Here is a 25,021-nt window from a genome sequence, read left to right on the forward strand (position 1 = left end):
CCATGGCGGCGCAACCGGTAAGGAACGTGGCGGCGATGCCACTGGTCTCCGTGCTGATCCCGGCGTTCAACCACGAACGCTTCGTCGAGCGCTTTCTCGACAGCGTGCTGGAGGACCCGTATCCGGCCAAGGAAATCGTCGTTATCGACGATGGCTCGACCGACGGCACCGCCGATCGCATCGCCGCGTGGGTGGCCCTGCATGAAGGCGAGTTGCCGATCGAATTCGTGCGACGGGCGAACAAGGGCATCACCGCCACGCTCAATGAGCTGGTGGCGCGGGCGCGGGGCGAGATGCTGCGCCTGGGCTCCAGCGACGACTACCTGCTGCCGGGCGGCCTGGATGCCCAGGTGCGCTACCTGCTGGCGCATCCGCGCAAGGGCGCGGTGATCGGCGATTCCATCGTGGTGGACGAGGAGGGGCGCAAGCTACACGACAGCGGCATGTGCGACCTGCACCAGGCGGACAAGCGCCTGTACCGCACCGACGACGGTATTCGCCGTGCGGTGATCACCCGCTGGGCCGTGGGCGGCCCGGTGACGCTGATCCGCAAGAACGCCCTGGAAACGGTGTCGCGCTGGACCGAAGGCCTGCGGATCGACGACTGGGACCTGTTCCTGCGCCTGGCCGCGCACGACGCGCTGGGCTTCATCGACGTGGGCGTATGCGCCTACCGGCTGCACGAGACCAACCTGAGCAAGACCACGCACGTGGCCACGCGGATCATCAACCTGTCCGAGGCACGGCAGGTGGCGATCCGCCGCGCCGAACTGTTCGACGAACCGTATCGCAGCCTGCTTCGCGCGGAATCGCAGTACCTCGGCGCGAAGGTCGCCTTCCTGCACAAGCGCTACACGCGAGTGGCGTTGCACCTCGCGGTGTATGCCGGCCTGGTGGTCGCGTCCCGCCTGCGTTTCGCCGCGCCGCATCGTCCGGAGCAGGCCACGTGATGCGGCTGCTGCGCTGGCCCTCGGCCTACCTGGGCCTGCCGATCCTGCTGGCCTGCGGCCTGACGCTGCTGACCTACGACCTGCCGGACGGCTACCTGGCCGGCATCCTGCTGCTGATGACGACGGCGGCAGCGATCCTCTTCGTCGATGCCTTCTCGACGACGCGGCTGCCGGCGATGGCGTCGTTCCGTCGGCATCGCTACGCGGGCACGCGCGACGCGTTCGTGGCGCTGGCTTTCGCCGCGGTGGTCGTGATCGCGTGCCTGGTCGACCTCACCGCGTTTTCCATCCCGCTGATCGACAACCCGGCCTCGTACGCCACGATGGAGAACGGCCGCGAGCACGTGCGGCACATCTCGGACATGTGCTGGACCCTGCCGTCGATCGGCCTGCTCTGCGTACGGCGCTGCTGGCTGCGCAACGCGCTGATCCTCGTCGGGGTGGTCTTTCCCATCCTGGTGATCGACCGCAACCGGCTGTTCGCCGGCCTGATCGCGATGGGCCTGGTGATCGTGTTCCGGCGTGACGAGGCCCGACCGCTGCCCTGGAAGATCATCGGCCTGCTGGCACTGGCCGGCGGCGTGGCGTTCTCCGTGCTGGGCACCTTGCGCTCGGGCTCGATCGAGCATGTCACGCTGCCGTTCGGCTCGCTGTACCTGGCCATGCCGCAGGCGATCAAGTGGCTGCTGCTGTACACCAGCGCGGGGCCCTACAACTTCGGCGGCATCCTGGCCCGGCACTACGTCAACGCCGATTTCCTGGTCAACCAGCTGGTGCCGTTCAACGGCTCGGTGGCCACGGCGGGCACGGACATTCCGCTGGATGCCTCCAACATCAACATCGGCACGGAGTTCTTTCCCTTCGCCATGGCGATGGGGCCGCTCGGCGCCGTGGCGGCCATGGTCGGGCTCTACGTGATGCTGCGCTGGAGCGCCTGGCTGCTGCGCGGGGCTTCGCTTTTTCCGCTGCTGATCTTCCTGCGCGTGGCGTACGTGGCCGTGATGAGCCCGTTCGCGCCGCAGGCCTACACCTTTACCCATGTCGGTTTCATCGTCCTGTGCCTGGCGATGCAGCTGTTCGCCGCCTGGCTGCCCGATCGCCGTGAGCGCGCTTTTCCCACACCCCTCGAAGTGAGTTCCCATGGAACCGGATGACATCTACCTGATCGACCTGTGGCGCTTGCTGTGCCGTCGCTGGCGCTGGGTGCTCGGCACGCTGGTGCTCGTGCTGGGCCTGACCTTCGCGTACACCCGCGTGGCACGCAGCCAGTGGGAGGCGTCGGGCTGGATCCAGATCGGCCAGATCGCACCCACGCCCTCCGGCCAGGATCCCAAGATCGAGACCCTGCTGCGGACCATCGAACGCCTGCAGACCCGTGCGTTCCAGGATGCGGTGACCACCGGTGCGGGCCTGGCCGTGACCTCGCCCGAGGCGTCACTGTATCGCGCCAGCCTCAAGTTCGATCCCGAGCCCTATGCCAACCTGATCCGCATAAAGGTGCGTGGCTATTCCGCGCGCCAGGCCGGCGACCTGGCCTATGCCACGGCGAATGCGCTGGCGGCGGTCCACCGACAGATCGGCGAACTGCCGCTGCGCATGGCGCACCAGCACCTGGACGATATCCGCAAGGATCTGCGCATCGCGCTGGACGACCGTGACCGCCTGACCCGCGAAGCGGCTGCGGGCGGCACGAGCGGCGGTATGGCGGCCATCGCGCTGTCGAGGAAGGACGACGACATCCGCGGCTTGCAGCAGGCCGAGAGCGACATGGTGGCGCGGCTGATTCCCAACTACACCTTCGACACCTCCATGCCATGGCCGGTCTACGTGCCGGCGGACAAGGTCTCGCCGCATCCGCTGATGATCTGGGCGATCGGCCTGGTGATCGGCCTGCTGCTGGGCTGCGGGGTGGCCGTGGCCCGCGATGCCGCCGTTCGGGCACGCCGCGTTGAACCGAATGCGGCCGATACGGCACTCACGGGTCCGGGCAGGAGAGACAGATGAGCGGTCGGCACACACTGGATGACACACAACTGCTGGAAACGCAGCAGGCCTTCGACAGCGTGGCGGCGGATTACGACGGCCCGCGCGGCAACAACGAGCTGATCCAGCGCATGCGCGTCACGCTGTGGAACACGGTGCATGCGCAGGTGGCCGCGGGTGCGCGCCTGCTCGACCTGGGCTGCGGCACGGGCCTGGACGCCATCGAGTTCGCACGACGCGGTTTCCGCGTGGTGGCCACGGACTGGTCGCCGCAGATGATCGCCCGTACGCGCGAACGTGCCGAAGCCGCGGCGCTTACCTCAAGGGTGACGGCCACGCACCTGGGCATCCAGCAACTGGACCGGCTGGAGGGCACCTTCGATGCCATCTACTCCAACTTCGGCCCGCTGAACTGCGCGCCCGACCTGCCCGCGGTGGCCGCCGAATGCGCACGGCTGCTGGCGCCGGGCGGTACGCTGGTGTTCTCGGTGATGGGCCGGATCTGCCCCTGGGAAGTGGCGCACTACGCACGCCGGGGCCGGTTCCGCCGGGCCGCGGTCCGTGCGGCGCGTGGCGCCACCGCGGTGGGCATGAACAACCACACGATCTGGACGTACTACTACCTGCCGCGGGAGTTCTACCGCGCGTTCGCGCCGTCGTTCACCCTGGGCAGCTATCGCGCACTCAGCCTGTTCATGCCGCCGCCGTATCTCGTGGACCGCTACCGGCGTCGTCCCGCGCGCTACGAACGGCTGGGCCGCTGGGACGATCGCCTCGGCGAGGTGCCGCTGCTGCGCGACATGGGCGATCACTTCCTGATCGTCATGCACCGGCGATAAGGCCATGACGGTGATGCGACGGCGCTCGGACGTGGACCTGTGCGGATCGGTGGCGGTGTCGCCGGAGGGTGTATCGCGCCTGCCGCTTGGCATGCGCGCCGGGCGCGTCGTTGTCGCCGCGGGCGCCACGTCGTACCGGGTGGACCTGCGCGACCACCTCGTCTTCCCGGGTCTGATCAACGCGCACGATCACTTGCACATCAACGGTGTGCCGCCGCTGCGCCACGCCGCGCCGTTTCCGAGCAGCTACGCGTGGATCGAGGCGTTCCAGGCTCACTTCGCCGATCCCGCGGTGGCCGCCGCGCTCGCCGTACCCAAGGCGGTGCGCCTGCGTCACGGGGCGCTGAAGAACCTGCTGGCCGGCACCACCTTCGTCGCCCACCACGATCCGGCGGATGCCGTGTTCGACGCGCCGGATTTTCCCGTCGGCGTGCTGCGCGGGTTTGGCTGGAGTTATGCGCTGGCCGGCCCCGGCTACGGCCCGCCGGTGAGCGAGAGCTTTGCGGCCTGCGCCACGGATCGCCCCTGGGTGATCCACCTGGCCGAAGGCACGGACGACGTGGCCGGTGCGGAACTGGCACGACTGGACGCGCTGGGTTGCCTGGCGCCGCACACGGTGCTGATCCACGGCGTCGGCCTCGGCACGGACGACGTGGATCGCGTGATCGCCGCAGGCGCGGCCGTGGTCTGGTGCCCGTCGAGCAACCGGGCGTTGCTCGGGCGCACGCTCGATCCGCGCCGTCTGCACGAGGCCGGCCGCCTGGCGCTGGGTACCGATTCACGCGTCAGCGGCAGCCGCGACCTGCTGGAGGAACTGCGGGTGGCCGCGTCGCGCGATGGCCTGACCGCCTCCTCGTTGCTGTCCCTGGTGACCACCGATGCCGCACGTATCCTGCGCACGCCGGGGCGTGGCGAACTGGTCGATGGCGCGCACGCCGACATGGTGATCGTGGAGGATCGTGGCGGCCCGGCCGCGCGCAGTCTGCTGAACGCCTCGCGGGCGGAATTGCGCGCCGTGGTGCGTGGCGGCCTGCCGCGCATCGCCGATCCCGATTTCGCCGGCTGGTTCGCCGCCGCCGGCGTGGAGACGGTGGCGGTCACCCTGGACGGCCGGCCGAAGCTGCTCGACCGCACGCTGGCCGATCCCGCCGTGCTGGCCCTGGAGCCGGGCCTGGCGCGGGTCGAAGCGCGCTCGCGGCAACGCGCATGCTGAGCGTCCCCGTGCTCGACCCCTCGGAAGCCTACGCCCTCTGGGCCGACAGCTATCCGCCCCATGCCCATAACCCCGTGATGCTGGCGGAGGAGCGCGCGATGCTCGCGCTGCTGCCCGGGCGCCTGGACGGCATGCGGGTGCTCGATGCCGGCTGCGGCAGCGGCCGCTACGTGCTGCACGCGCTGGCCCGCGGCGCCGCCCACGTCCGTGGCGTCGACCTGTCGCCGCCCATGCTGGAGCGTGCACGCGGTGCGCTGGCCGGGCATGCGGATGCCGGGCGGGTGGCGTTGCACGAAGGCAGCCTCACCGCGCTGCCGGCCCCCGCGGAGACGGCCGACCTGACGGTATGCGGGCTGGTGGTCGGTCATCTGCCCGACCTGCACCCGGCGTTGGCCGAACTGCATCGCGTGACGCGTCCGGGAGGCCGCGTGGTGTGCAGCGATTTCCACCCGATCGGCGCGGCGCTCGGCTGGCAGCGCGACTTCCGCGCGGGCGGCGAGCGTTATGCCGTTCGCCACGCGCGTCACCTGTACAGCCACTGGCACGCGGCGTGCGCCACGCTGGGCCTGGCGATCGAGCGGGTCGTCGAGCCGATGCTCGATCCCGTCGATATCCCCCCCGGCGCACGATTCGATCCGGCGGCGCTGCACGTGCCCGTCGCCCTGGTGTTCCAGTTGAGGCGCCTTCCATGAATGCTTTCGAGACCACGCCCGCCGGCGCGCGGACGTTGCTGGTCAACCCGACCATCACCTCGCCCTCGAGCGCGCGGTTTCCGTTGTCGCTGCTGCACCTGGCCGCCGCGCTGGACCGACACGGCGACAGCCGGATCGTCGATGGCAACGTGGACCGCGACGTGGTCGGCGCCACGCTGGATGTGTTGGCGCACGAACGCTTCGACGCGGTGGGCATCAGCGTCATGGGCGGTCCGCAGATCGAGCCGTCCATCGCCGTGTCGAAGGCGATCCGCGAGCGTTTCCCGCAGTTGCCGATCGTGTGGGGTGGTTACTTCCCCACGCTGTATACCGATACCGCGCTGGCGGCACCCTACGTCGATTACGCGATCCGGGGGCAGGGCGAGGAAAGCCTGCCCGAACTGATGGCCGCACTGACCACGCCGGGGCGTGACATGGCGACCATCGGCGGCCTGTCGTGGAAGCGGGACGGCGTGGTGGTGCACAACCCCAACCGGCGTTTTTCGCTCGGCGACAGCGGCATCGTGCTGCCCTACGACAAGCTGGGCGATCCGCGTCGCTACCTCGCGCGCACGTTCCTGGGCCGGCGCACCGTCGCGCACCAGGCGGCGATCGGCTGTCGCTTCCGCTGCACGTTCTGCGGCGTGGCCGCGATGTTCGGCGGCACCACGGCACTGCCGACCGCGGCACGGCTGGAACGCGACCTGGGTTACCTCAAGCACGAACTGGGGGCCGACTCGGTCCAGTTCTTCGATCACAACTTCTTCGATCGCGAGGAAGACATGATCCCGCTGCTGGAAGTGATGGCGAAGCTGGAAATGCCCTGGTGGTGCTACGCCCGCTCCGACGCGCTCCTGAAACTGTCCGAGAGCACGTGGAAGCTGGTGCGCAAGAGCCGCCTGCAGATGGCGTATATCGGCGCGGAGTCGCCCAACGGCCAGATGCTGAAGGAAATCCGCAAGGGCACGCGCCCGGACCAGACGCTGGAAGTGGCGGAGCTGTGCCGCCGGCACGGCGTGATCCCGGAACTGTCGTTCATGGTCGCGCCCCCGGAGAACACCGAGGAAGAGACCCGGCAGACCTTCGAGTTCATCCGTGAGCTGAAGAAGATCAACCCGGCGTCCGAGATCATCGTCTACATCTACACGCCGCTGCCGGAGTCGAGCAAGCACGAGAAGGATCGCGGCAAGCGACCGGGCATGGCGCTGCGCGACCTCAATGGCGATCCCGTGGTCTTCCCGACCTCACCGGAGGAGTGGATGCGGAAGCGCTGGGTGGATTACGCCTGCCATGCCGACGCACCCTGGCTGACCGACGACCTGCGCCGGCACATCCAGGATTTCGTCACGGTGCTGCGTTGCCGCTTCCCCACCGTGCAGGACCTGCGTTCGCCGCCGTGGGCCAAGCGCGGGCTGAGCGCGCTGGCCGCACGTCGCTACCGGCAGGGTCGTTACGACCGGCCGTGGGAACTCAACCTTGCCAACCGCCTGGTGCGCCTGCGCCTGCCACAGGTTTCCGGCCTGTAGGCGTGCACGTCGCGCAGATCAATGTGCAGCCGATGCCGGCGGCGTGCAGCCCCGAGGAGCTGTTCGCCCGCTGGCCGTCGATGGCGGACATCCCCGAGGCGACGGCCACCGCCGGCACACGGGTCTCGGTCATCCAGGCCGCGGCGTGCGACCTGCATCTCACCCGGCAGGGCATCGATTACCACTTCGTCGATCTGCGCGGCAGGACGTCGGCGGCGACGCGCGCGGTGCGCTTCGCCGATGTGCTGTACCGGCTGTCGCCCGACGTGCTCCACCTGCATGGCCTGGGCTTCGCGCACGATGCCTTCGAGCTGTACCGACGGCTGCCCGACCTGCCCATCCTCATCCAGGACCACGCCGACCCGCCGCCGGCCCGTTGGCTGCGCCTGCCATACCGCCGCTGGTATTCCGCGGCGTCGGGGGTGGCCTTCACCTCGGCGGCGCTGTCCATCCCTTTCACCTCGGCTGGCCTGTTCGGGCCCGGTACGCGCGTGTTCGCCATCCCGGAATCCAGCAGCCGGTTCGTTCCGAGCGACATGGCGACGGCACGTGCGAAAAGCGGCCTGCATGGCAGCCCGTGCATCCTCTCGATCGGCCATCTCGCCGAAGGCAAGGATCCGCTCACCGTGCTGGAAGGTTTCGCACGGGCCGCACAGCACCTGCCGGACGCGCACCTTTGGATCGCGTCCGGCAGCGCCCCGATGCTGGCGCAGGTGCAACGGTGCGTGGCCGAGGATGGGCGTCTCGCCCGACGCGTGCACCTGCTCGGCCAGCTGGTCCACGCCGATGTGCAGACCGCGCTCCAGGCCGCCGATCTGTTCGTCTCGGGCAGCCGCGCCGAAAGCTGCGGTTTTGCGCTGCTGGAGGCGCTCGCGTGCGGTGTCACCCCCGTGGTGACGGATATTCCCGCGTTTCGCGCCCTGACGCTCGGGCGCATCGGCGAGCTCTGGCCGGTCGGCGATGCCGGTTTCCTGGCCGCGGCACTGGTGCGCGCGTCGGCCGGGCGACCCTCCGCGGCCAGTGTGCGCGCGCATTTCGACAAGGCGTTGTCGTTCGAGGCCGTGGGCCGGCAGTGGGCCGCGGCGTATGCGGCGCTCGTGGGCGCCCGATACGAGGGCAGGGCATGAAGCTGGCCATCGTGCTTCCCGGGGGCGTCGATCGCTCCGGCGAGTGTCGGGTGATTCCCGTTTTCCTGGCGCTGATCGAGCGGCTGGCCCGGCGACACGAGGTGCACGTGTTCGTGCTGTACCAGGAGCCGCTGCCGGCCACGTGGCGACTGGTCGGCGCGCACATCCACAACATCGGCCGGCGGCGATCGCGCCTGCGCGCCGTTGCGGCGATCCGCGCGGAACACCGTATCGCACCGTTCGACCTGGTCCAGTCGATCTTTTCCGGCGATTGCGGACTGATCGCCGTGGTCGCGGCGATGCTGATCGCTCGCCCAAGCGCGGTCCACGTGGCCGGCGGGGAACTGGTGGCGCTGCATGCCATCGGCTACGGCGGCCGCCGTGACTGGAAGGGTCGTCTGCGCGAAGCCTTCGTGCTGCGCTTCGCCGATGCGGTGACCGCGGCCAGTGCGCCGATCATCGATGCGTTGCGCGGTCTGGGGGTAGCAGCACGGCGCCTGCCGCTGGGCGTGGACCTGGATGCATGGCCGGTGCGGGCACCGCGCCGCCGCGCGCAGGGCACGGCGCGGCTGATCCACGTGGCCAGCCTCAACCGCGTCAAGGACCAGACCACGCTGCTGCATGCCCTGGCGCGGGTGGCCCCGCCGTTCGTACTGGATATCGTCGGTGTCGATACGCTGGACGGCGAGATCCATGCGCTGGCGCAACGGCTGGGACTGGATGACCGCGTGCATTTCCTGGGTTTTCGCACACAGCGGCAGTTGCAGCCGCTGCTGGTGGCGGCCGACCTCTTGCTGGTGTCGTCGTTGCACGAGGCCGGCCCGCTGGTCGTGCTGGAAGCCGCCGTGGCTGGCGTGCCCGCCGTGGGTACCGCCGTGGGTCATCTCGTGGAGTGGGCACCGGCCGCGGCGCTGGCGGTGCCGGTGAACGACGCCGGGGCGTTGGCCGGCTGCATCCAGCAGGTGCTCGACGACGAAGACCTGCGGCTGCGGCTTGCCAGGGAAGCGCAGCAGCGCGCTGTAGCCGAGGATGCCGATATGACGGCACTCGCGTTCGAGACGCTCTATCGTGAGGTGCGCGCCCGCCGTGGCGCGGTCAGCCCGGGCGTCTGACGCCGTAGCCGAGTGCGGCGCGTACGACGTAGAGCGTGTCCATGCGCGGCACAGGCCGGGTCAGCCGGGTGAGTATCCGCCGCCCGTGGCTGCGCTTCACCCAGGCCTGGCCTTGCAGCCACAGCTGCGTACGCGCCAGGTCGGCGCGCTCCTGCATGTTTTCCTCGGTAAGGCGGAAGCGGTTGCGCACGGCGCGCCCGATGTCCCGCATCGTGCGTGCCCATTCGATCCCGGGCAGCGCCTGTGCCCAGAGCGCGGAGCACGACAGTTGCGTGAGCGTGCGGCGGCGCGAGGTGCGCCGTAGCCAGCCGTGGCACTCGCCGTCCAGCCGTGCGACCACCGCGGACGGGATCGCCCCGGGGTAATACCGCGAGACCAGCGCCAGCGGCGGGAACGCCCACCATGCGGAGCCGTCGGTCCACAGCACGTCCCAGTCGGCCGTATCCATGCGTGTGGCAAGCAGGGCGATGTCGTGCAGGTGCAGCAGCCGGATACTGCGGCCGCAGATGTTGCCGGCGGCGTGCAGCAACAGGTGACACATCAGGGCGCCGTGCGACGGGTAGGGCTGGATGCCCGGTGCGTGCAGCGGCACGCGGGCAGTGATGTCCACCGTGGCAATGGGCAAGCGTTCCTGGATGCGCGTGTGCAGCTCGATGTTGACCGGCGTATCGCGATGCTCGCCCAGGCCGACCGTCGGCGCACCCACGGCCGGCTTGAACGCACGATGCCGCCAGTGCGCGAAGGATTCCACATAGCCCAGGTCCTTCAACAGCCCGGCCGCAGCGTCGAGGTCGGCCTCGGCAACCAGCAGGTCGATGTCCGCCATCGGTCGCTCGCCGGGCGTGTAGACACCCAGGGCATGCAGGGACGAGCCCTTCAGCGCCACCAGGGAGACCGACGCCGCGCGCGCGCCCGCATCGATGCGTTCCAGGAGCGTCGCGATACGCCGGTGGCGCGCCTCCACATGGTCGCGCTGTTCGGCGAGGAACGGGTTCCAGTCCGGGTGCCGCCAGCCCGTGCGCCCAGCCAGCAGGGGCGACACGCCGTGCGCGGCGGCCGCGGCCAGGGCGAGCCGCCATTGCAGGTCGGTCCAGTCGGGCGTGGTGCTTTCCGGTGCCGGCGTGGCCAGCTGCTCGGCCAATGCTTCGGTCGCGTGCCGCAGTCCCCGGCGGATGGACGACAGTGGCGGCAGGCCCGTGCTCAAAGCTGGGTCAAGGCGATACGTCGCCTCGCCTCGCGCGGCACCGGCGTGGGGTTTTCGTTGCGGTGCAAGTGCTCGCTGGCGACCAGGGCATCCCAACGGGCGTCCAGGGCATCGCGCTGTGCCGCCGGTGCGGTCCGCAGCGTGACTTCTTCATGCAGCAGGTCGCGCACGTGCCGGTAGAACGCGGAATCGTAGGCGCCGCGGAACATCATCGACAGGTCGCCGCTTTCCTCCCAGTGTGTCTGCTGGCCCAGCTGGGCCTTCACTTCCTCGTAGAACGGCGTCCCGGGCAGGGGATAGGATACGCTCACCCCGACATCGTCGGGTGCGGCGCGCACCACCAGGTCACGGGTGGCGAGCAGGTCGTCCAGCGCCTCGCCCAGGTAACCCAGCTGGATGAAGAAGCCGACGCGGATGCCCTGCGCGCCCAGTCGTTCGCGCGCGGCGATCAGGTCGGGTACGTGCGTACCCTTGGTCATGCGGTCCAGCACGCGCTGGCTGCCGCTCTCCGCGCCGATCCACGCCTCGGCGCAGCCGGCCCGCGCCAGCGCGGTGACCATGCGCTCGCTGGCCAGGTCGGCGCGCGTCTGGATCATGAAGGGGATGGAGCCGTCGTTCGCCTCGAGGTGCTCGGCGAACGCCGTGACCCAGTCCACGTGGAAACCGAAGATATCGTCGGCCATCCAGATGTGGTCCGGCGCGTAGGTCGTCTTCAGGTACGCCATCTCCGCGGCGACGTCCTCGGCGGGGCGCTGCTTGTAGTGGTTGCCCCAGATCGGTTTCGCGCACCAGTTGCAGCGGAACGGGCAACCGCGCGATGCGGCCATGTTGAGGCTGAAGTAACCGTGCCGCTCGCGCCAGAACGTGCGGTAGCGCGGCATGTCGATCAGGTCCCACGCCGGTTGCCCGACCAGGCGTCCATCCGGCGGGAGGATGCCGGTGCGGTGAACCTGCGTCTGTCCCGTCACCCGCGTGGCGATGCCGGGCACGCCGTCAGTCCAGCTCGTGGCGTCGATGTCCGGCTGCGCCGCCAGGCGTTCGCTCAGGGCGACGAGGGCGGCGATGCCCTCGCCCACGAGCACGACATCGGCGCCGGCGTCCAGGAACGCGTCGGGATGATCGGAGGCGTCCGATCCGGCGACGATCACGCGGGCACCGGCCGCGCGTGCCTCGCCGATCATCCGGCAGGCCGCGTCGCGCATGCGGCCGAGGCACATCTTGGTGAGGAAGTTGAAATTGTCCTCGTAGAAGACGACCAGGTCGGGCGCGGCATCCTTCAATGCCGGCGCATAGTCACCGACACCCTCGGCCAGCATGGCGTCGAACAGCGACACCGCGTGGCCGCTATCGCGCAGCAGGGCCGCGATCTGGATCGTGGCCAGCGGGGGATAGGGCTTGCCGCGTTCCCACTGCTTCCGGTCGTCGCGAAGGAAGTAGGAATGGCCGACCTGGATCGTGAGCATCGCTTTGAGAGCCTGTGCGCGGTTTGCCTCGTGAGTGCCGTCGGAGCGGAGATGGGTTGTGTTTTTCTGCACCGGCAACCTTTGCCGTCCCGAGGCGCACTCATGTGCACTATTCCGACCGTGGCGTCGTCCGTGTTACGGCGCGGCCCCGGTCAACGAGCGGCGAGATGGCCTTGACCTACCAGCACGACCCCGGCGTGAGCGACCCTTTCTCGGAGCACACGGTGCTGCCGTTCACCGTATGCAAGGAGCTGCTCGGCGGACGGTTCCAGTTCGACAGCGCCAGCGAGGCGTTGCTGGACCTGGTGGAGGCGGCCTACGGCGGATTGCCCGCCCAGCGGCGTCACGACGTGCCGCCCGTGTTCCGTGTCGAACTGCGGCTGACGCCGCATCGGGCGCGCGAAGGCGACTGGACACCGCCGACCATGCGTACGCAGGCGGGCGTGGGCTTGCTTTGCGGCGTGATGGACGAGTCCAACTATGTCGTCGTCTCGCCGGAGCGACACCACGCGCTGGTCGTGGTGTCGGCGGACATGCTGGCGCACCCCTACCATGTGCGCTACGAAATGATCGAGTTCGCCGTCTACCTGCTGGCGGCGCGCGGCATGCAACTGGTGCCCCTGCACGGTGCGTGCGTGGGCAAGCATGGACACGGCGTGTTGCTGCTGGGCGGCAGCGGGGCAGGCAAGTCGACGCTGGCCTTGCAGTGCCTCGTACAGGGCATGGATCTCGTGTCTGAGGACGCGGTGCTGGTGCAGCCGTCGGGCATGCTGGCCACGGGCGTGGCCAACTTCCTGCACGTGCGCGCGGATGCGTTGCGCTTCGTCGACGACGAGGCCACCCGCGAGTGGATCGCCACGGCACCCGTCATCCGCCGGCGCAGTGGCGTGGAGAAATTCGAGGCCGACCTGCGCGCCGGGCGTTCGCGACCGCCGGGTAGCGCGCTGGCCCTGCTCGGCGCCGTGTTCGTTTCCGACCGCCAGGCGGTCGATCCGGGACACTTGCTGACCGCATTGCCCGATGACGAGGTGGCGGCGCGCCTGGAAGCCGACCAGCCCTATGCCACCGGGCAGCATGGCTGGCGTCGCTTCCTGCAAGGCATGGTTGCGCTGGGTGGATACGAGTTGCGTCGCGGTCGCCACCCCCGTGAATCGGTGCATGCCTTGCGCGCCTTCCTGCGCACGCACGACATGGCGACCTGCTGATGCCTCGCGCGGACCGTTCGCGCGGGCCGCTGCGTTCGCTGCTCACCTCGCTCTCGCGAGGCGATCGCCTCGCCTTGGCGGTGTACGTCGCGCTGTCGCTGGGGTCGGCGCTGCTGGGCAGTCTTGCCGCCCTGCTTCTGGTGCCGCTGATCCAGCCCGGACAGGCGGCGCCCCTGGGCGAATGGGGCATCGCCTGGCGGCCACGCCCCGACCTGCTGGTGCTCGCGTTCCTTGCCACCACCGCGTCGTTCGCGTGGCTGCGCTGGCAGTCCGCGCGCGTCGGCGCACGGCTTGTGGGGCGTTACGGCCTGGACCTGCGCCGGCGTGTTCATGCCAGCCTCGTCGATGCACCGCTGGCGTCGCTCGCCGATGCTACGTCGGCGGAGATCGCCAACGTGCTTACCTACAACATCGAGATCGTGGTGCAGGGTTTTACGGCGTTGCAGCAGTTGCTGGTAGCGGGCGTCACCGCGGCGGTCAGCCTCGCGTTCGCGTTCTGGCTGTCGCCTGGCCTGGTTCTGGCCATGCCGCTGCTGATGGCGGTGGGCATGGCCGCATCGCGGCTGTTCGGGCGCGAGCAGGCGCGGGTCAGCCGGCAATACGTGACGGACATGACGACGCTGTTCTGGCACAGCGAGGATTTTCCGCGCCGCCTGCGCCACGTGCGCTCGTTCGGGCGCGAGGCCTCGGAAAAGGCTAGCTACGGCGCGATTTCAGCGCGCCTGGCTCATGGCTACGCGCGCCAGGTCGAGCTGGTCGCTTCCGGACGGATGCTGCTGGAACTCGTCGGCGCCTTCGGCATCGCCACCGTGCTCGTGCTGGCGCGGCACTGGCAGGGGATCGATCCGGCGTCGCTGATCGCCGTCTGCCTGTTGCTGGGCCGCCTGTTTCCGTACATGGTGTCCAGCCGGCAAAGCTTCCAGCAGCTGCGGTCCGCCGTGCCGGCGTTCGAACTGTGGGAACGCTACGCGCGGCTCGGCGCTGACGCGGTGGCACCGGTCGCCGCCTGCCCGCCGGGCACGTTGCGGATCGTTCGCCTGCGGGTCGTGCCGCCCGCCGAGGGCGTGGAGGTGCGTGACCTGGACCTGGTGCCCGGCCGGATGATCCTGGTGTTCGGCGATTCGGGGATCGGCAAGAGCAGCCTGGTCGATGTGCTGGCCGGCATGGCCGAGCCCGAGGTGTTCGAGGCGATGCTGGACGGTCGCTCGCTGGCGTTCGGACGCTACCGCGATGTCGTGCGGCACGGCGCCTACGTCGGGCAGAACGTGCGGCCATGGCAGACCTCGGTGCGTGAATGCCTGTTGTGGGCGGCGCCGACGGCGGACGAGGGCGCCCTGCGCGACGCCCTGGCCGACGTGGGGCTGGACGTGCGGCTGGCGCGTGCGAGCGACGGCCTGGATACCGCCTTGCACGGGTCGTCCAGCCGCCTGTCCGGCGGTGAACTGCAACGGCTCATGCTGGCCCAGGTGATCCTGCGGCAACCGGCGCTGGCCGTACTGGACGAGGCGACCAGCGCACTGGATGCCGCTTCCGAGCGAACGGTGCTGGAGCGCCTTAAACACCGTCTTCCGCGTACCATCCTGATCGTCGTCTCGCATCGTGCGGACGTCGCGACGATCGCGGACCGTACGTTGCATCTCGGATCGGCGACCGCCCTGCCGACCACCCCTGGAAACGCCCACGCATGACCATCCAACGAACGCTTTCGCTGAGGGCCCTCGCCATCGCCGTCGCCATCGTTCTGCCCTTGCCGGTACCTGCCACGCATGCCGGGCACGCCGTGCACGAAGGACACGTGGAACAGGCTGCCACGGGTGGATTTTCCACGGCGACCGGCTCCGGCGAGCCCGCGACCACGGTGACGACGCTGGCGCAGCTTCGTGCTGCGGTCGCGGCCTCCCGTCACCATATCGTCGTGGACGGAGCGATCTACGGCGGTCCGGTACCGGTCACTATCCTCTTCGGCAGCACGGCGTGGAACGACACGACGATCGAAGGCGCGCCCGGCGGCAAGGCGGTGCTGGAGAACATCCAGCTGAAGTTCGACGGCGAACAACTGCCCGTGGGTCAGGCCATCGACAACATCGTGGTAAGGAACATCACCTTCCACGGCCGCATTGCGGACTTGCAGGCCCTGCCGCCCCAGGTCTTCGGTACGCCGGACAACATCGGCATCAATTACGAGGGTGTGTCGTTGAGGCGGACGGTGAATGCATGGATCGACCACTGCACGTTCTATGACACCAGCGACGACCTGCTGAGCGTGACCCTGGGCTCCGACGACGTCACGTTGTCGTATGACCATTTCTACTTCACCCAGGCCTGGCTGACCATGGATCCGGATCCGCTGTGGAACTGGGTCGGCCGCTATAGCGACCTGGCCAACGAACGGCTGGCCATGATCGTCGGCGCCAACCCTTCGGACTCCTACAGCTACGGGTCGCACGCGCTGCACGTCACGCTTCACCACGACTGGTTCGGTCCGCTGGTCAAGGGCCGTCCGTTGTTGCGCGGCTGGATCCACGCCTACGACAACTACTTCGACAATGCATCGCCGCCATCGGCCGGGCCGGCCGCGCGGGCCGGTGCGGGGCAGTACACGGCGTTGCAGGTCGGCAGCGGTGCGGTGGTGTATTCGGAAGCCAACTATTTCATGGGAACCCACCGGAGCAACGAGATCGGCCTGGACAAGCCCGGCGACGCTCACGCGTTCTACGAGCGCGACAACGTCTATCGGACGACGACCGGCCAGTCCGCCGTCGGCACGCCGTTCCTGCGGCCGCCGGTCGCCTATGCCTACACCCTCGATCCCTCCTCGGATGTTCCCGACCGCGTCAAGGCGAGCGCCGGGCCGCACTGAGCCCATCCTGTTCCGTCGTCGGCACGGCGCGTACACGCCCCGTGCGTCCGCTCACATCGGCGACCAGCGTCTTTATTCCCTGCAGCGCGGCCGCGATGTTCTGCTCGGGCACCGCGACGCGGACGGCCGCCTTGCGCTGGAACGTCTGGATCGTCACCCCGCGCAGCAACGGCGGGCCGTTGCGCGCGAAGCGCCGGAACGCGGCTCGCCAGCGTGGCGAAGGGGTCGGGTCGAGAATGGCGTAGACGGTCTCGTACCCGGGCGGTTGCACCCCGGGGTCCATGTCCAGGTAAAGAATACGTACCGGCGTGTCGTGGTGTTCGCGCATGGTGACATTCTCCGCGGGGTGGATGACAGAATCAGGTGCGAAACAGCGCGTCGTAGAGCAGCGGAATGAGGCCGAGCGTGACCAGCGTGCCCAGCAGCAGGCCGCCGATCAGCGTGATGGCCATGCCCGTCCACAGCGGACCGGCGAACAACATCAGCGGTATGAGCCCGACGATGCAGGTCAGCTTCGTCATTACGATGGGGCGCAGGCGTTTGACCGCGGCCTCGATCACCGCGTCGTGGTGGGGCAGGCCCTCCGCGATCTCCGCGTCGATGCGCTCCAGCAGCAGCACGGCGTTGTTGACGATGATGCCGACCAGGGCAAGCAAGCCGAACGTGGCCATGAAGCCGAATGGATAGCCGCTGACCACCAGCGCGAGCGTCGCGCCGATCAGGATGAAGGGGATGCTGGCGACGATGATGAACACCTTGCGGAACGAGTTGAACTGCCAGACGAACAGCAGCAGCATCCCGCCCAGGGCCAGCGGCATGTACTGGGTCAACACGGCGTTGGCTTCCGCGGAGTCCTCGATCTCGCCGCCCAGATCGATCGTGTAGCCCGGCGGAAGGGCGATGCGCGCGATGGCGGGCGCAAGGCGGTCGGCGATCTCCTGCGCGGTGAGCGACGGGTTGCGTGCGGTCACCGTGATGGCGCGGCTCAGGTTGCGCCGTTGCACGACACCTGGCTCGGAGTCCAGCACGACGGACGCCACGGCGGCCAGTGGTACGGGCCCACCGTTCGCCTGGGCGTCGGACGGATAGACCACCGTATCGCCGGGATCGGCATCCGAGGCGCGTTCGGTGGCGCTGCCGCGCAGGACCACCGGCACGCTGGTGCCGCCGTCGTCGATGGCGGTGGCCTGGTAGCCGCTATAGCGCAACTGCAGGGCGTGCAGCACGTCCTCGCGGGTGATGCCGACGGCATGCATCTTCGCCGGGTCCGGTACGACCCGGTAGCGCGGCACGCGCGGTCCCCAACTGTCGAGTGTGTCCACCGTGCCGGGCAGGGCGCGCAGCACGGAAGCCACCTGGTCGCCCAGCCGGCGCAGCGTGGCCTCGTCGGCTCCGGTGACGCGATAGACCGCCACACCGGCTTCGGTGGCACCCAGCGAGAAACGCTTTGGTTCGGCGTGCAGGTTGGGGAAGCGATCGGCCAGGTAATGCTGTGAACGCGCGATGACGCTATCGATATCCGTGCCGGGTCGCACGGAGACGGTGAAATAGCCGATGTTCGGGCCGGGCAACGGCGGGTTCAGCCCGAGCACGATGCGCGGACCGCCATCGGCGACATACCCGATGCTGTCCTCCACCTCGGGGTTGGCCTTGCGGTCGCCCAGCCAACGGCTGATGCGGGTGACATCGTCCAGGGTCTGCCGTGCGTCCACGCCGGCCTGGAAGGTCAACGGGATCTGGAACTGCAGGCGGTCCGAACGCGGCAGGAAGTCGTAGGGCAAGCGCGATAGCGTCCACCCCGCGCCGCCCAGCAGGGCCAGCATCACGCCCACGTAGAGCAGCTTGTGTGCAAGCACCCAGCCGATCACGCGACGGTAGCCGCGATAGAAGCGCGACTCGTGCGCGATGTCGTCCGCGGCGTCCGCATGGACACGGGCGAAGTAGAAGCACAGCAGCGGCGTCACGGTCAGCCCGAGGAACCACGAGCCGAGCAGCGTCACCGCCAGCACGATGGCCAGGGAGCGCAGGTACTCGTTGGTGCTGGTCTGGCCGAGGAAGAACGGCGAGAACGCGAGCACGATGACCAGCGTGGATACCAGCAGCGGCACGGCCAGCGTGCGTCCGGCCTCGATGCAGGCCGAGCGCCGTTCCTCGCCCGCCTTGAGTCGCCGCTCGATGTCCTCGGCGATGACGATGCCGTTGTCGACCAGCAGGCCCAGCGCGAGGATGATCGCCGCCATCGACACCATCTGCAGCTCGATGTCGAACGCGCGCATGACCAGCAGCGAACTGAGGATGGTCAGCGGCACGATGGCGCCCACCACCAGGCCCATCCGCCAGCCGAGGAACAGCATGACCACGGCCATGACGATCACCACGGTCTCGCCCATCACGTGGTGCATCTTGCCCATCTCACGCGTGACCACATCAGGCTGGAATGTCACCACGTGCGCGGCGAAACCGGCCGGGAGCGACTGGCCCGCCGTGGCCAGGGTGGCCTTCAATGCACGACCGAAGCTGGCGATTTCCAGGCCCTTGGCCATAGACACGGAGACCACGACGGCCGGCTGGCCCTGGTAGACGGCCGCGCTTTGCGGCGGATCGGTGGGCATCGCGCGGATGACGGCCACGTCGCCCAGCGTCACGTCGCGAGCGCCGCCCTCGTGGGGCACCGCGAGCGTGACGCGTCGCAGGTCGTCCACCGAGTGCATCGCGCCGTCGACGCTGACCGACAGGCCCAGCCCCGAGACCGACGGTTGCCCGGCGGAGGCGATGGCGTCGACGGCGGCCAGCTGGCGGCCCACGTCCATGGGCGTCAGACCCAGGGCGGCCAGCGTGTTGCGGTCGAACTGCAGATACAGCTGGGTATCCTGCAGGCCGTAGAACGCCACGCGTTCCACGCCCTTGAGCGCATACAGATGCGCGCGGAACTGCTTCAGCGGTTCGCGCATCTGCGCCAGCGAGAAACCCGGCGCGGTCACCGCGATGGACGCGACCGACACGCGGCCGAAATCGTCATCGAGGAACGGGCCGATGGTGCCCTGCGGGTACGTGGGCGCCACCTCGGCCAGTTTGGACCGCACCTTCTGCCAGAGTGCATCGAGGTCGGTCACCGTGTCGTACGCGGTCAGCTGGATGACCACGGCACCGGGCCGCACGGTGGTGGCGATGGTTTTCAGGCCACCCAGTTCGCGCAGCCGTTCTTCCGCGGGACGTGCCAGGACATCTTCGGCCTGGCGGGTATCCAGCCCGGGCAGGCTGATCGACACGACGGCGTCGCGCACGGTGACGGACGGTTCTTCCTGCGAGGGAAAGTGCAGGAAGGTCCAGGTGCCGGCGACGAGGATCAGTGCGGCGATGAACAGGGTGAGGCGGCTGGCGCCGAGCGCCGAACGGGTCAGGAACATGTCAGTGGGTCTCCAGCAGGCTGGCGCCTTCGAACGCGTGCACCGCCTGCCCATCGACCAGGAACGCGCTGCCCGCGACGACCACCTGATCGCCCGCGACCAGGCCGGCGCCGATCAGCACGCGATCGCCCGAGCGACCGCCGACGACCACCTTCCTGCGATGCACTTGCCCGTGGGTGGTGTCGAAGACGAACACGGCGTCGTCGCCGGCCCGGGTGCCCGGGACCAGCGCGGTGAGGGGCATCGACAGCCGACCGGCGTCAGCGCCGCCCAGGCGCAGCGGCAGCAACTGCCCGGCGGTGAGGGCCGGTGGCGCGCCGTCGGTGCGGAAGATCGCTTCCACCGTCGCGCCCTTGTCTTCGTGGTCGGACAGCTGCGCGAGATGCACCGTGACCGGCGTGGTGTCGGCGGCCACGAGCGTCGCCGCGGCACCCGGTGCCAGCGACGCACGCAGCGACGCCGGCAGCGCGGCGACCACCTCGAACTGGCCCTGGCCATCGAGGGTCAGCACCACCTGGCCCGAGGCGACATCGTGGCTGGGTTCCTCCGCACGCGACACCACGTGTCCGGCGAACGGGGCGACGATGTCGCCATGGGTCAGGTCGCGCGCGGCCAGGGCCACGGCGGCATCGGCGGCGGCGGCCTTGCCGCGCGCGGCGTCGTCGGCGGCCTTGGCCATGGACAGCGTGGTCTTCGAGGCCGCGCCGTCGTCGAACAAGGCCACCTGCTGGCGCAGCTGCTCCGCGCGGTCGGCCGCTTCGGCATGGGCGGACGCGGCTTCCGCGCGGGCCTGGACGAGGCGCAGGCGGATCGGCTCGGGATCGAGCCGGGCCAGCACCTGGCCCTGGATGAAAGCGTCACCGGGCTTGACCGCGATGCTCGCGATGCGGCCGGCCACATCGAAGCCGAGCCGGGCACGCTGCGCCTGGCGCACTTCGGCGGTGACCGTATAGGTCGCGCCCGGCGCGGGGGCGACATCGGCCAGCAGCACGGTGCGCGGCACGACGGTTTCGCGATGCGGTTCGCTGCACGCGGCCAGCAGGCAGGGCAGCAACAGGCCGACGGCCAGGAGGGAAAAACGTGTGTTCACAACGAAGCTCCGTGGAAGGTGGACGCGCCGGCGGCATCGGGCAGCGTCACGCCGTAGAAGGCGCGGAAGACGGCGACGCGGTTGAGCGCCTGGTCGCGTCGCGCGGAAAGGCAATCGATCTGTAGCTGCGCCGTGTCGATGGTGTGGACGAGTACCTGGGAGGGGTCTTCCAGGCCCTGCCGGTGGCGCGCATAGGCCTTGGCCAGGCGTGCGCTATCCGCGGCGCAGGCGGTATCGAGGCTTTGCACGCGTGCCGCCAGCGCATCGCGGGCGCCGAGCGCATCGGCGACATCGCGGAACGCCCGCTGCACCGTGGCTTCGTAGTCGGCCACCGCGGTGTCCTTGCGTGCCTTGGCCAGGTCCAGGTCGGCGCGCCTTGCGCCGCCGTCGAACAACGGCAGCGTGAGCTGCGGCAGGAACGTCCAGCCGCCCGTGGCCGCACCGAACAAGCTGTCGAGGCTGGACGACACATGGCCCACCGACGACGACAGCTGGATCGACGGGAAGAAGGCCGCACGCGCCGCACCGATGTTCGCGTTGGCCGCGCGCAGGCGCTCCTCGGCGCGCACCACGTCGGGTCGCTGCAACAGCACGGTGGAGGGCAGCGATGCCAGCGAGTCGGCGGCGGTATCCGTGCGGCCGATACGGTCCAGGTCCATCACCGGCGCGGGTAGCGCGTAGCCGGTCAACGATTGCAGGTAGCGCAGCGCGTCGTCGTGCCGGCGCTGTGCGTCCAGCCGCGCGGCATGCACGCGCGAAGTCTGGTCGATGCGTTCCTGCAGGTCGTCGGCGGAGATCGTGCCCACGGCGTACTGCTTGCGCGCTTGACCGGTCAGCGCTTCACCGGCCTGGTCGGCGTAAACCAGCTTGCCGGCCACCTCGACGGCGGCGCGTTCATCGACGTAGGCCGAGAGCACGGACGCGATCAGTTCGCCGCGTGCCTCCTTCTGCCCGGCCTCGCTGGCCAGGTAGTCGTACGACGCCGCGTCGGACAGGCTGCGCAGGCGGCCGAAGAAGTCGGGCTCGAAGCGGCCGTCCAGCGTGGCCGACTTGAAATCGCGGTTCAGCATCGCCGCGGCGGTGGGATCGTCCATCTGCGTCTTGTCGCGCTGCAGGGTGGCGCCCAGTTGCGGGAACAGCGCGGCGCGCTGCCCCGCGACGCCCGCGCGGGCCTCGGCCACCTGCGACGCGGCGGCACGCAGGTCCGGATTGGCGGCGAGTGCCGTGGTGACGATGCGGGTCGCTTCGGCGTCCGGCGCGAAGGCGCCGAGGAAACGGGCTTCCTCCATCGACAGCGCCGCCGTGGACGGTGTGGCACCGGTAGTCGTCGGCGCCTTCGGCACCACGCGCTCGCCGAGCGTCGCCGGCATGGCGACCGACGGTCGCTGGTACGCGGGCGCCAGCGAACACGCGGAAAACGGCAGGCACGCCACCACCAGCAGCAGGAGTGCTACGGAATGGGGCCAGAGGATTCGATCCTGACGGAATGACCAACGCACTGCATGCTCCCGGGCTGATAAGCTGGGCGCATTGTCAGAGACGTATCTCAAGGCTTCATCGGCCTTTCTTCAAGATTTCATCAAGGGAGAACGCCATGGTGCGACGTGTGCTCGTCGTGGAAGACGATGCCGACAGCGCGAGCATCCTGCAGGCCTATCTGCTCAAGGATGGTTTCGACGTCCATATCGCACCCGACGGCCAGCGCGGCATCGAGGCCCACGCGCAGTGGCATCCGGACATCGTCTTGCTGGATGTCATGCTGCCGCTGGTCAGCGGCACCGACGTGCTCTCGGCCATCCGTCGCAGCAGCCAGACACCGGTGATCATGCTCACGGCCCTCGGCGACGAGCCCGACAAGATCGGCGCGTTGCGCTATGGCGCCGACGACTACATCGTCAAGCCTTATAGTCCGCGGGAAGTCGTGGCGCGCGTGCACGCCGTGCTGCGGCGGTCAGTGCCGGTGTCGCCCACGGTAGCCTCCTATGTGGAGGGCCCGGTCACCGTCGATACCGAATCGGTGATGGCCACCGTGGCCCATGCGCAACGGGGGACGGTCGTCCTGGATCTCACTCCCACCGAGTTCGGCATCCTCGCGCTGCTGATCCGCACACCGTTCAAGGCGTTCACCCGCGCCGAATTGCTGGAGGCCTGCCTGCCGGACAGCGATGCGCTGGAGCGCGTGGTCGATACGCACGTGCACAACCTGCGCCGCAAACTCGAGGCCCTGGACGTCACCGGGGTGCTGGTCACCGTGCGCTCGGTCGGCTACCGCTACCGATGAAGGACACCGATCGCTTGAAGCCCGTGCGCGGGCGCTCGCTATGGCGCTGGGTGGCGGTGCGGATGAGCCTGCTCGCCCTGGGCGTGGTGCTGACCATCGCGCTGTGCATGTGGTTGCGGTTCGCCATCGAGGCCTACACGATCGAGCGGCGTATCCCCCCCGCCACACGCGATCGCATCGCCGTGCTCAGCGAGGCGCCGGAACGGCACGAGGCCGAGCTATGGGGCTACCTGCGCCAGTACTACCGGCCGCAGGACCTGGTTCCCGGCCTGGTCGGTACCGACTGGCTGCTGTTCTATGCGCTGGTGCTGGCCTCGGTGCCGGTGATCGTGCTGCTGGGCCTGGTCGCGTCGCGGCCGTTGTCCCGCCAGTTTTCCATCGTGGCCGCGACCGCGCGACGGGTCACCCAGGGCGACTTCTCCGCCCGGGCCGAACACGTGCCCAACGCGCCGGACGAGCTCAACCGGCTGGCCGCGGATTTCAACGCCATGTGCGAGAAGCTGTCGCGCTACGAGCGCGAGGTGCTGGACTCCAGCGCCATCCTCGCGCACGAGCTGCGCACGCCGCTGAACGCGGCGATGGGCCGCCTGCAAGGCATCCTCGACGGCGTCTTCGAGCCCGAACCGGAGCAGTTGGGCATGATCCTGCGCCAGCTGGTGCAGCTGAACCGCCTGGTCTCCGACCTGCATTTTCTCTCGGTGGCACGGGCGGGCGAACTGCGCCTGAGCGAAGACCGCTTCGACCTGGCCGATCTGATCGCCGAACGGCTGGCCTGGTCGTCACCGGCACTCGATGAGGCCGGTATCGCGTGCAGCGTGGACGGCCCTGCCTCATTGCGCTGGTACGGCGACCGCGACCGCCTGGGCCAGGTCATTTCCGTGCTGATCGAGAACGTCATCCGCTATGCGGCCACGGGGCGGTCGCTGGCCATCCGCCTGACGGACGAAGGCGGCGCGCCACGCATCGCGGTCGAGGATCGCGGTCCGGGCGTGCCGCCCGACGAGCTGCCGCGCATCTTCGACCGCTTCTGGCGCGCGGAGCACTCCCGCGGCCGTCATTCGGGCGGCAGCGGGCTGGGCTTGTCCATCGCCAGCGTGGTGGTGGAAGCCCACGGCGGCACCATCCTCGCCACCAACCGTGCCGACGGCGGTTTGCGGGTGACGGTCGCGTTGCCCCTGCGCGGCGGTTACAGCGCGTAGTTCATCGCCACGGCGGAGGTCACCGCGGTGCGCCGCGCCACGATGGGGCTGTCGGAGGCCTTGCCGGTGTAGCGCAGCCCGCTCAGCGTGACGCTGGTCGACCAGTGTGGGCTGAACACGTGGGTCCAGGTCAGCGTGCTGGAGTAGGCATAAACGCCGCCCGCAGCGCGGTAAGGCGTGAAGCGGGTGCGCGTGGCCTGAAACGGCGACACCCCGAAGTAGGCCTGGTTGAACGAGGCGTTGCCGGCATGGATGTCCGCGTTCCAGGTCAGCATGTCGCTGTCGCGCTGGATCAGCGCCCATTGCAGCCCCGCGCGGAAACGGGCGCGGTGGGTGCCGTCCCTCAGCGAGTACTCGGCCTCGGCGCTGGTGGAAAGCACCGGGCTGAACTGCTGGGCCACGATGGTGCGGCTGACCACGGAGCCGGGCACGTCGCCCATGCCGCGTAGTTCGTCCGCGCCCGGTCGCAGGCCGTCGTCGCGGTCGCGGCGGCCGAAGTCGTAGTGCAGGGCCTCGCTGACCGAGAAGCCGCCCTGCGTCTGGTATTGCGCGCCCACGCCGCGCAGCGTGTCGATGAACCACGGGCCCTTGGCGATCGAGACGACGGGCAGCACCTGGATGCGGTCGCGCCTGGACCCGGCATAGCGCGGTGCGGATACCGCCGCCACGCCGAACACGGCCTGCAGCGCGTTGGAATCGGGCGAGGACGCCGGCGCGGCGTCCTGCGCGCCGACGAAGGTCGTCACGGTGACCAGGCCGAGCGCGGAGAGGGTGCGCGCGGCACGGAAGGTTCTTGGCGATGTCATGGAGGGTTCCTGAGGGGGAGGGCAACCGTGAGGCTAGGCGCCGATCGTCAAGATGACCTTCATG

The 25,021-nt window shown here is 69.3% G+C and carries 21 protein-coding genes; 14 read left to right on the forward strand and 7 right to left on the reverse strand.

Features of this window, described 5'->3' with window-relative positions:
• Nucleotides 1-2: 2 nt before the first annotated feature.
• The 9 genes from FA89_RS11170 to FA89_RS11210 are packed head-to-tail and all read left to right on the forward strand — an operon-like array spanning nucleotide 3 to nucleotide 9,442.
• Nucleotides 3-950 carry a glycosyltransferase gene (locus FA89_RS11170; RefSeq protein WP_036140684.1) on the forward strand — a complete coding sequence of 316 codons (948 nt, stop codon included), beginning with the start codon at nucleotides 3-5 and terminating at the stop codon, nucleotides 948-950.
• Nucleotides 947-2,104 (forward strand): hypothetical protein, encoded by a 1,158-nt coding sequence (locus FA89_RS11175; protein ID WP_036140685.1) that lies wholly within the window; start codon nucleotides 947-949, stop codon nucleotides 2,102-2,104. The genes FA89_RS11170 and FA89_RS11175 overlap by 4 nt, the downstream gene beginning before the upstream one ends.
• Entirely contained in the window at nucleotides 2,091-2,954 is an 864-nt protein-coding gene (locus FA89_RS11180) for a Wzz/FepE/Etk N-terminal domain-containing protein (protein WP_051938698.1), read from the forward strand. The genes FA89_RS11175 and FA89_RS11180 overlap by 14 nt, the downstream gene beginning before the upstream one ends.
• Nucleotides 2,951-3,772: a class I SAM-dependent methyltransferase gene (locus FA89_RS11185; RefSeq protein WP_036140686.1), complete on the forward strand. Its 822-nt coding sequence runs from the start codon at nucleotides 2,951-2,953 to the stop codon at nucleotides 3,770-3,772. Before FA89_RS11180 ends, FA89_RS11185 begins: the two co-directional genes overlap by 4 nt.
• Before the next feature lie 4 nt (nucleotides 3,773-3,776).
• On the forward strand, nucleotides 3,777-4,985 hold the full coding sequence (locus tag FA89_RS11190) for an amidohydrolase family protein (protein ID WP_036140687.1): 1,209 nt from the start codon (nucleotides 3,777-3,779) through the stop codon (nucleotides 4,983-4,985).
• On the forward strand, nucleotides 4,979-5,677 hold the full coding sequence (locus FA89_RS11195; RefSeq protein ID WP_036140688.1) for a class I SAM-dependent methyltransferase: 699 nt from the start codon (nucleotides 4,979-4,981) through the stop codon (nucleotides 5,675-5,677). Before FA89_RS11190 ends, FA89_RS11195 begins: the two co-directional genes overlap by 7 nt.
• The gene (locus FA89_RS11200; RefSeq protein ID WP_036140689.1) at nucleotides 5,674-7,203 is read left to right on the forward strand and encodes a B12-binding domain-containing radical SAM protein; all 1,530 of its coding nucleotides are present in this window, start codon (nucleotides 5,674-5,676) and stop codon (nucleotides 7,201-7,203) included. The genes FA89_RS11195 and FA89_RS11200 overlap by 4 nt, the downstream gene beginning before the upstream one ends.
• A 32-nt stretch (nucleotides 7,204-7,235) precedes the next feature.
• Nucleotides 7,236-8,330, forward strand: a complete 1,095-nt coding sequence (locus FA89_RS11205) for a glycosyltransferase family 4 protein (RefSeq protein WP_185754509.1) — start codon at nucleotides 7,236-7,238, stop codon at nucleotides 8,328-8,330.
• The gene (locus tag FA89_RS11210) at nucleotides 8,327-9,442 is read left to right on the forward strand and encodes a glycosyltransferase family 4 protein (RefSeq protein WP_036140691.1); all 1,116 of its coding nucleotides are present in this window, start codon (nucleotides 8,327-8,329) and stop codon (nucleotides 9,440-9,442) included. The genes FA89_RS11205 and FA89_RS11210 overlap by 4 nt, the downstream gene beginning before the upstream one ends.
• Here the strand turns inward: FA89_RS11210 and FA89_RS11215 are convergent.
• Both FA89_RS11215 and FA89_RS11220 read right to left on the reverse strand, forming a co-directional pair.
• Complete coding sequence (locus FA89_RS11215) at nucleotides 9,426-10,646, reverse strand: nucleotidyltransferase family protein (protein WP_441295037.1); 1,221 nt, start codon at nucleotides 10,644-10,646, stop codon at nucleotides 9,426-9,428. The genes FA89_RS11210 and FA89_RS11215 overlap by 17 nt on opposite strands.
• Entirely contained in the window at nucleotides 10,643-12,187 is a 1,545-nt protein-coding gene (locus FA89_RS11220; protein WP_441295038.1) for a B12-binding domain-containing radical SAM protein, read from the reverse strand. The genes FA89_RS11215 and FA89_RS11220 overlap by 4 nt, the downstream gene beginning before the upstream one ends.
• 89 nt (nucleotides 12,188-12,276) lie before the next feature.
• On the opposite strand from FA89_RS11220, the gene FA89_RS11225 reads away from it, so the two are divergent.
• The 3 genes from FA89_RS11225 to FA89_RS11235 are packed head-to-tail and all read left to right on the forward strand — an operon-like array spanning nucleotide 12,277 to nucleotide 16,174.
• Complete coding sequence (locus tag FA89_RS11225) at nucleotides 12,277-13,314, forward strand: serine kinase (RefSeq protein ID WP_051938700.1); 1,038 nt, start codon at nucleotides 12,277-12,279, stop codon at nucleotides 13,312-13,314.
• On the forward strand, nucleotides 13,314-15,002 hold the full coding sequence (locus FA89_RS11230) for an ATP-binding cassette domain-containing protein (protein ID WP_051938701.1): 1,689 nt from the start codon (nucleotides 13,314-13,316) through the stop codon (nucleotides 15,000-15,002). Before FA89_RS11225 ends, FA89_RS11230 begins: the two co-directional genes overlap by 1 nt.
• Nucleotides 14,999-16,174: a pectate lyase family protein gene (locus FA89_RS11235; RefSeq protein ID WP_240003887.1), complete on the forward strand. Its 1,176-nt coding sequence runs from the start codon at nucleotides 14,999-15,001 to the stop codon at nucleotides 16,172-16,174. The genes FA89_RS11230 and FA89_RS11235 overlap by 4 nt, the downstream gene beginning before the upstream one ends.
• Here the strand turns inward: FA89_RS11235 and FA89_RS11240 are convergent.
• Genes FA89_RS11240 through FA89_RS11255 form a run of 4 tightly spaced genes read right to left on the reverse strand, consistent with a single transcriptional unit; the run spans nucleotide 16,149 to nucleotide 22,170 of the window.
• Nucleotides 16,149-16,502 carry a hypothetical protein gene (locus FA89_RS11240; RefSeq protein ID WP_036140693.1) on the reverse strand — a complete coding sequence of 118 codons (354 nt, stop codon included), beginning with the start codon at nucleotides 16,500-16,502 and terminating at the stop codon, nucleotides 16,149-16,151. The two genes, FA89_RS11235 and FA89_RS11240, sit on opposite strands and share 26 nt — an antisense overlap.
• Before the next feature lie 31 nt (nucleotides 16,503-16,533).
• Nucleotides 16,534-19,581, reverse strand: a complete 3,048-nt coding sequence (locus FA89_RS11245; RefSeq protein ID WP_036140694.1) for an efflux RND transporter permease subunit — start codon at nucleotides 19,579-19,581, stop codon at nucleotides 16,534-16,536.
• 1 nt (nucleotide 19,582) lies between these two features.
• Nucleotides 19,583-20,671 carry an efflux RND transporter periplasmic adaptor subunit gene (locus tag FA89_RS11250; protein ID WP_051938702.1) on the reverse strand — a complete coding sequence of 363 codons (1,089 nt, stop codon included), beginning with the start codon at nucleotides 20,669-20,671 and terminating at the stop codon, nucleotides 19,583-19,585.
• Entirely contained in the window at nucleotides 20,668-22,170 is a 1,503-nt protein-coding gene (locus FA89_RS11255) for an efflux transporter outer membrane subunit (protein ID WP_036140695.1), read from the reverse strand. The genes FA89_RS11250 and FA89_RS11255 overlap by 4 nt, the downstream gene beginning before the upstream one ends.
• Nucleotides 22,171-22,265: 95 nt before the next feature.
• Between FA89_RS11255 and FA89_RS11260 the strand changes: the two genes are divergently transcribed.
• Nucleotides 22,266-22,952 carry a response regulator gene (locus FA89_RS11260; RefSeq protein ID WP_036140696.1) on the forward strand — a complete coding sequence of 229 codons (687 nt, stop codon included), beginning with the start codon at nucleotides 22,266-22,268 and terminating at the stop codon, nucleotides 22,950-22,952.
• Nucleotides 22,949-24,151 carry an ATP-binding protein gene (locus FA89_RS11265; protein ID WP_036140697.1) on the forward strand — a complete coding sequence of 401 codons (1,203 nt, stop codon included), beginning with the start codon at nucleotides 22,949-22,951 and terminating at the stop codon, nucleotides 24,149-24,151. Before FA89_RS11260 ends, FA89_RS11265 begins: the two co-directional genes overlap by 4 nt.
• Here the strand turns inward: FA89_RS11265 and FA89_RS11270 are convergent.
• Nucleotides 24,139-24,957: a MipA/OmpV family protein gene (locus FA89_RS11270; protein WP_051938703.1), complete on the reverse strand. Its 819-nt coding sequence runs from the start codon at nucleotides 24,955-24,957 to the stop codon at nucleotides 24,139-24,141. The two genes, FA89_RS11265 and FA89_RS11270, sit on opposite strands and share 13 nt — an antisense overlap.
• Nucleotides 24,958-25,021: the final 64 nt, after the last annotated feature.

Origin of the sequence: Luteibacter sp. 9135, assembly GCF_000745005.1 — a bacterium.
Classification (GTDB): domain Bacteria; phylum Pseudomonadota; class Gammaproteobacteria; order Xanthomonadales; family Rhodanobacteraceae; genus Luteibacter.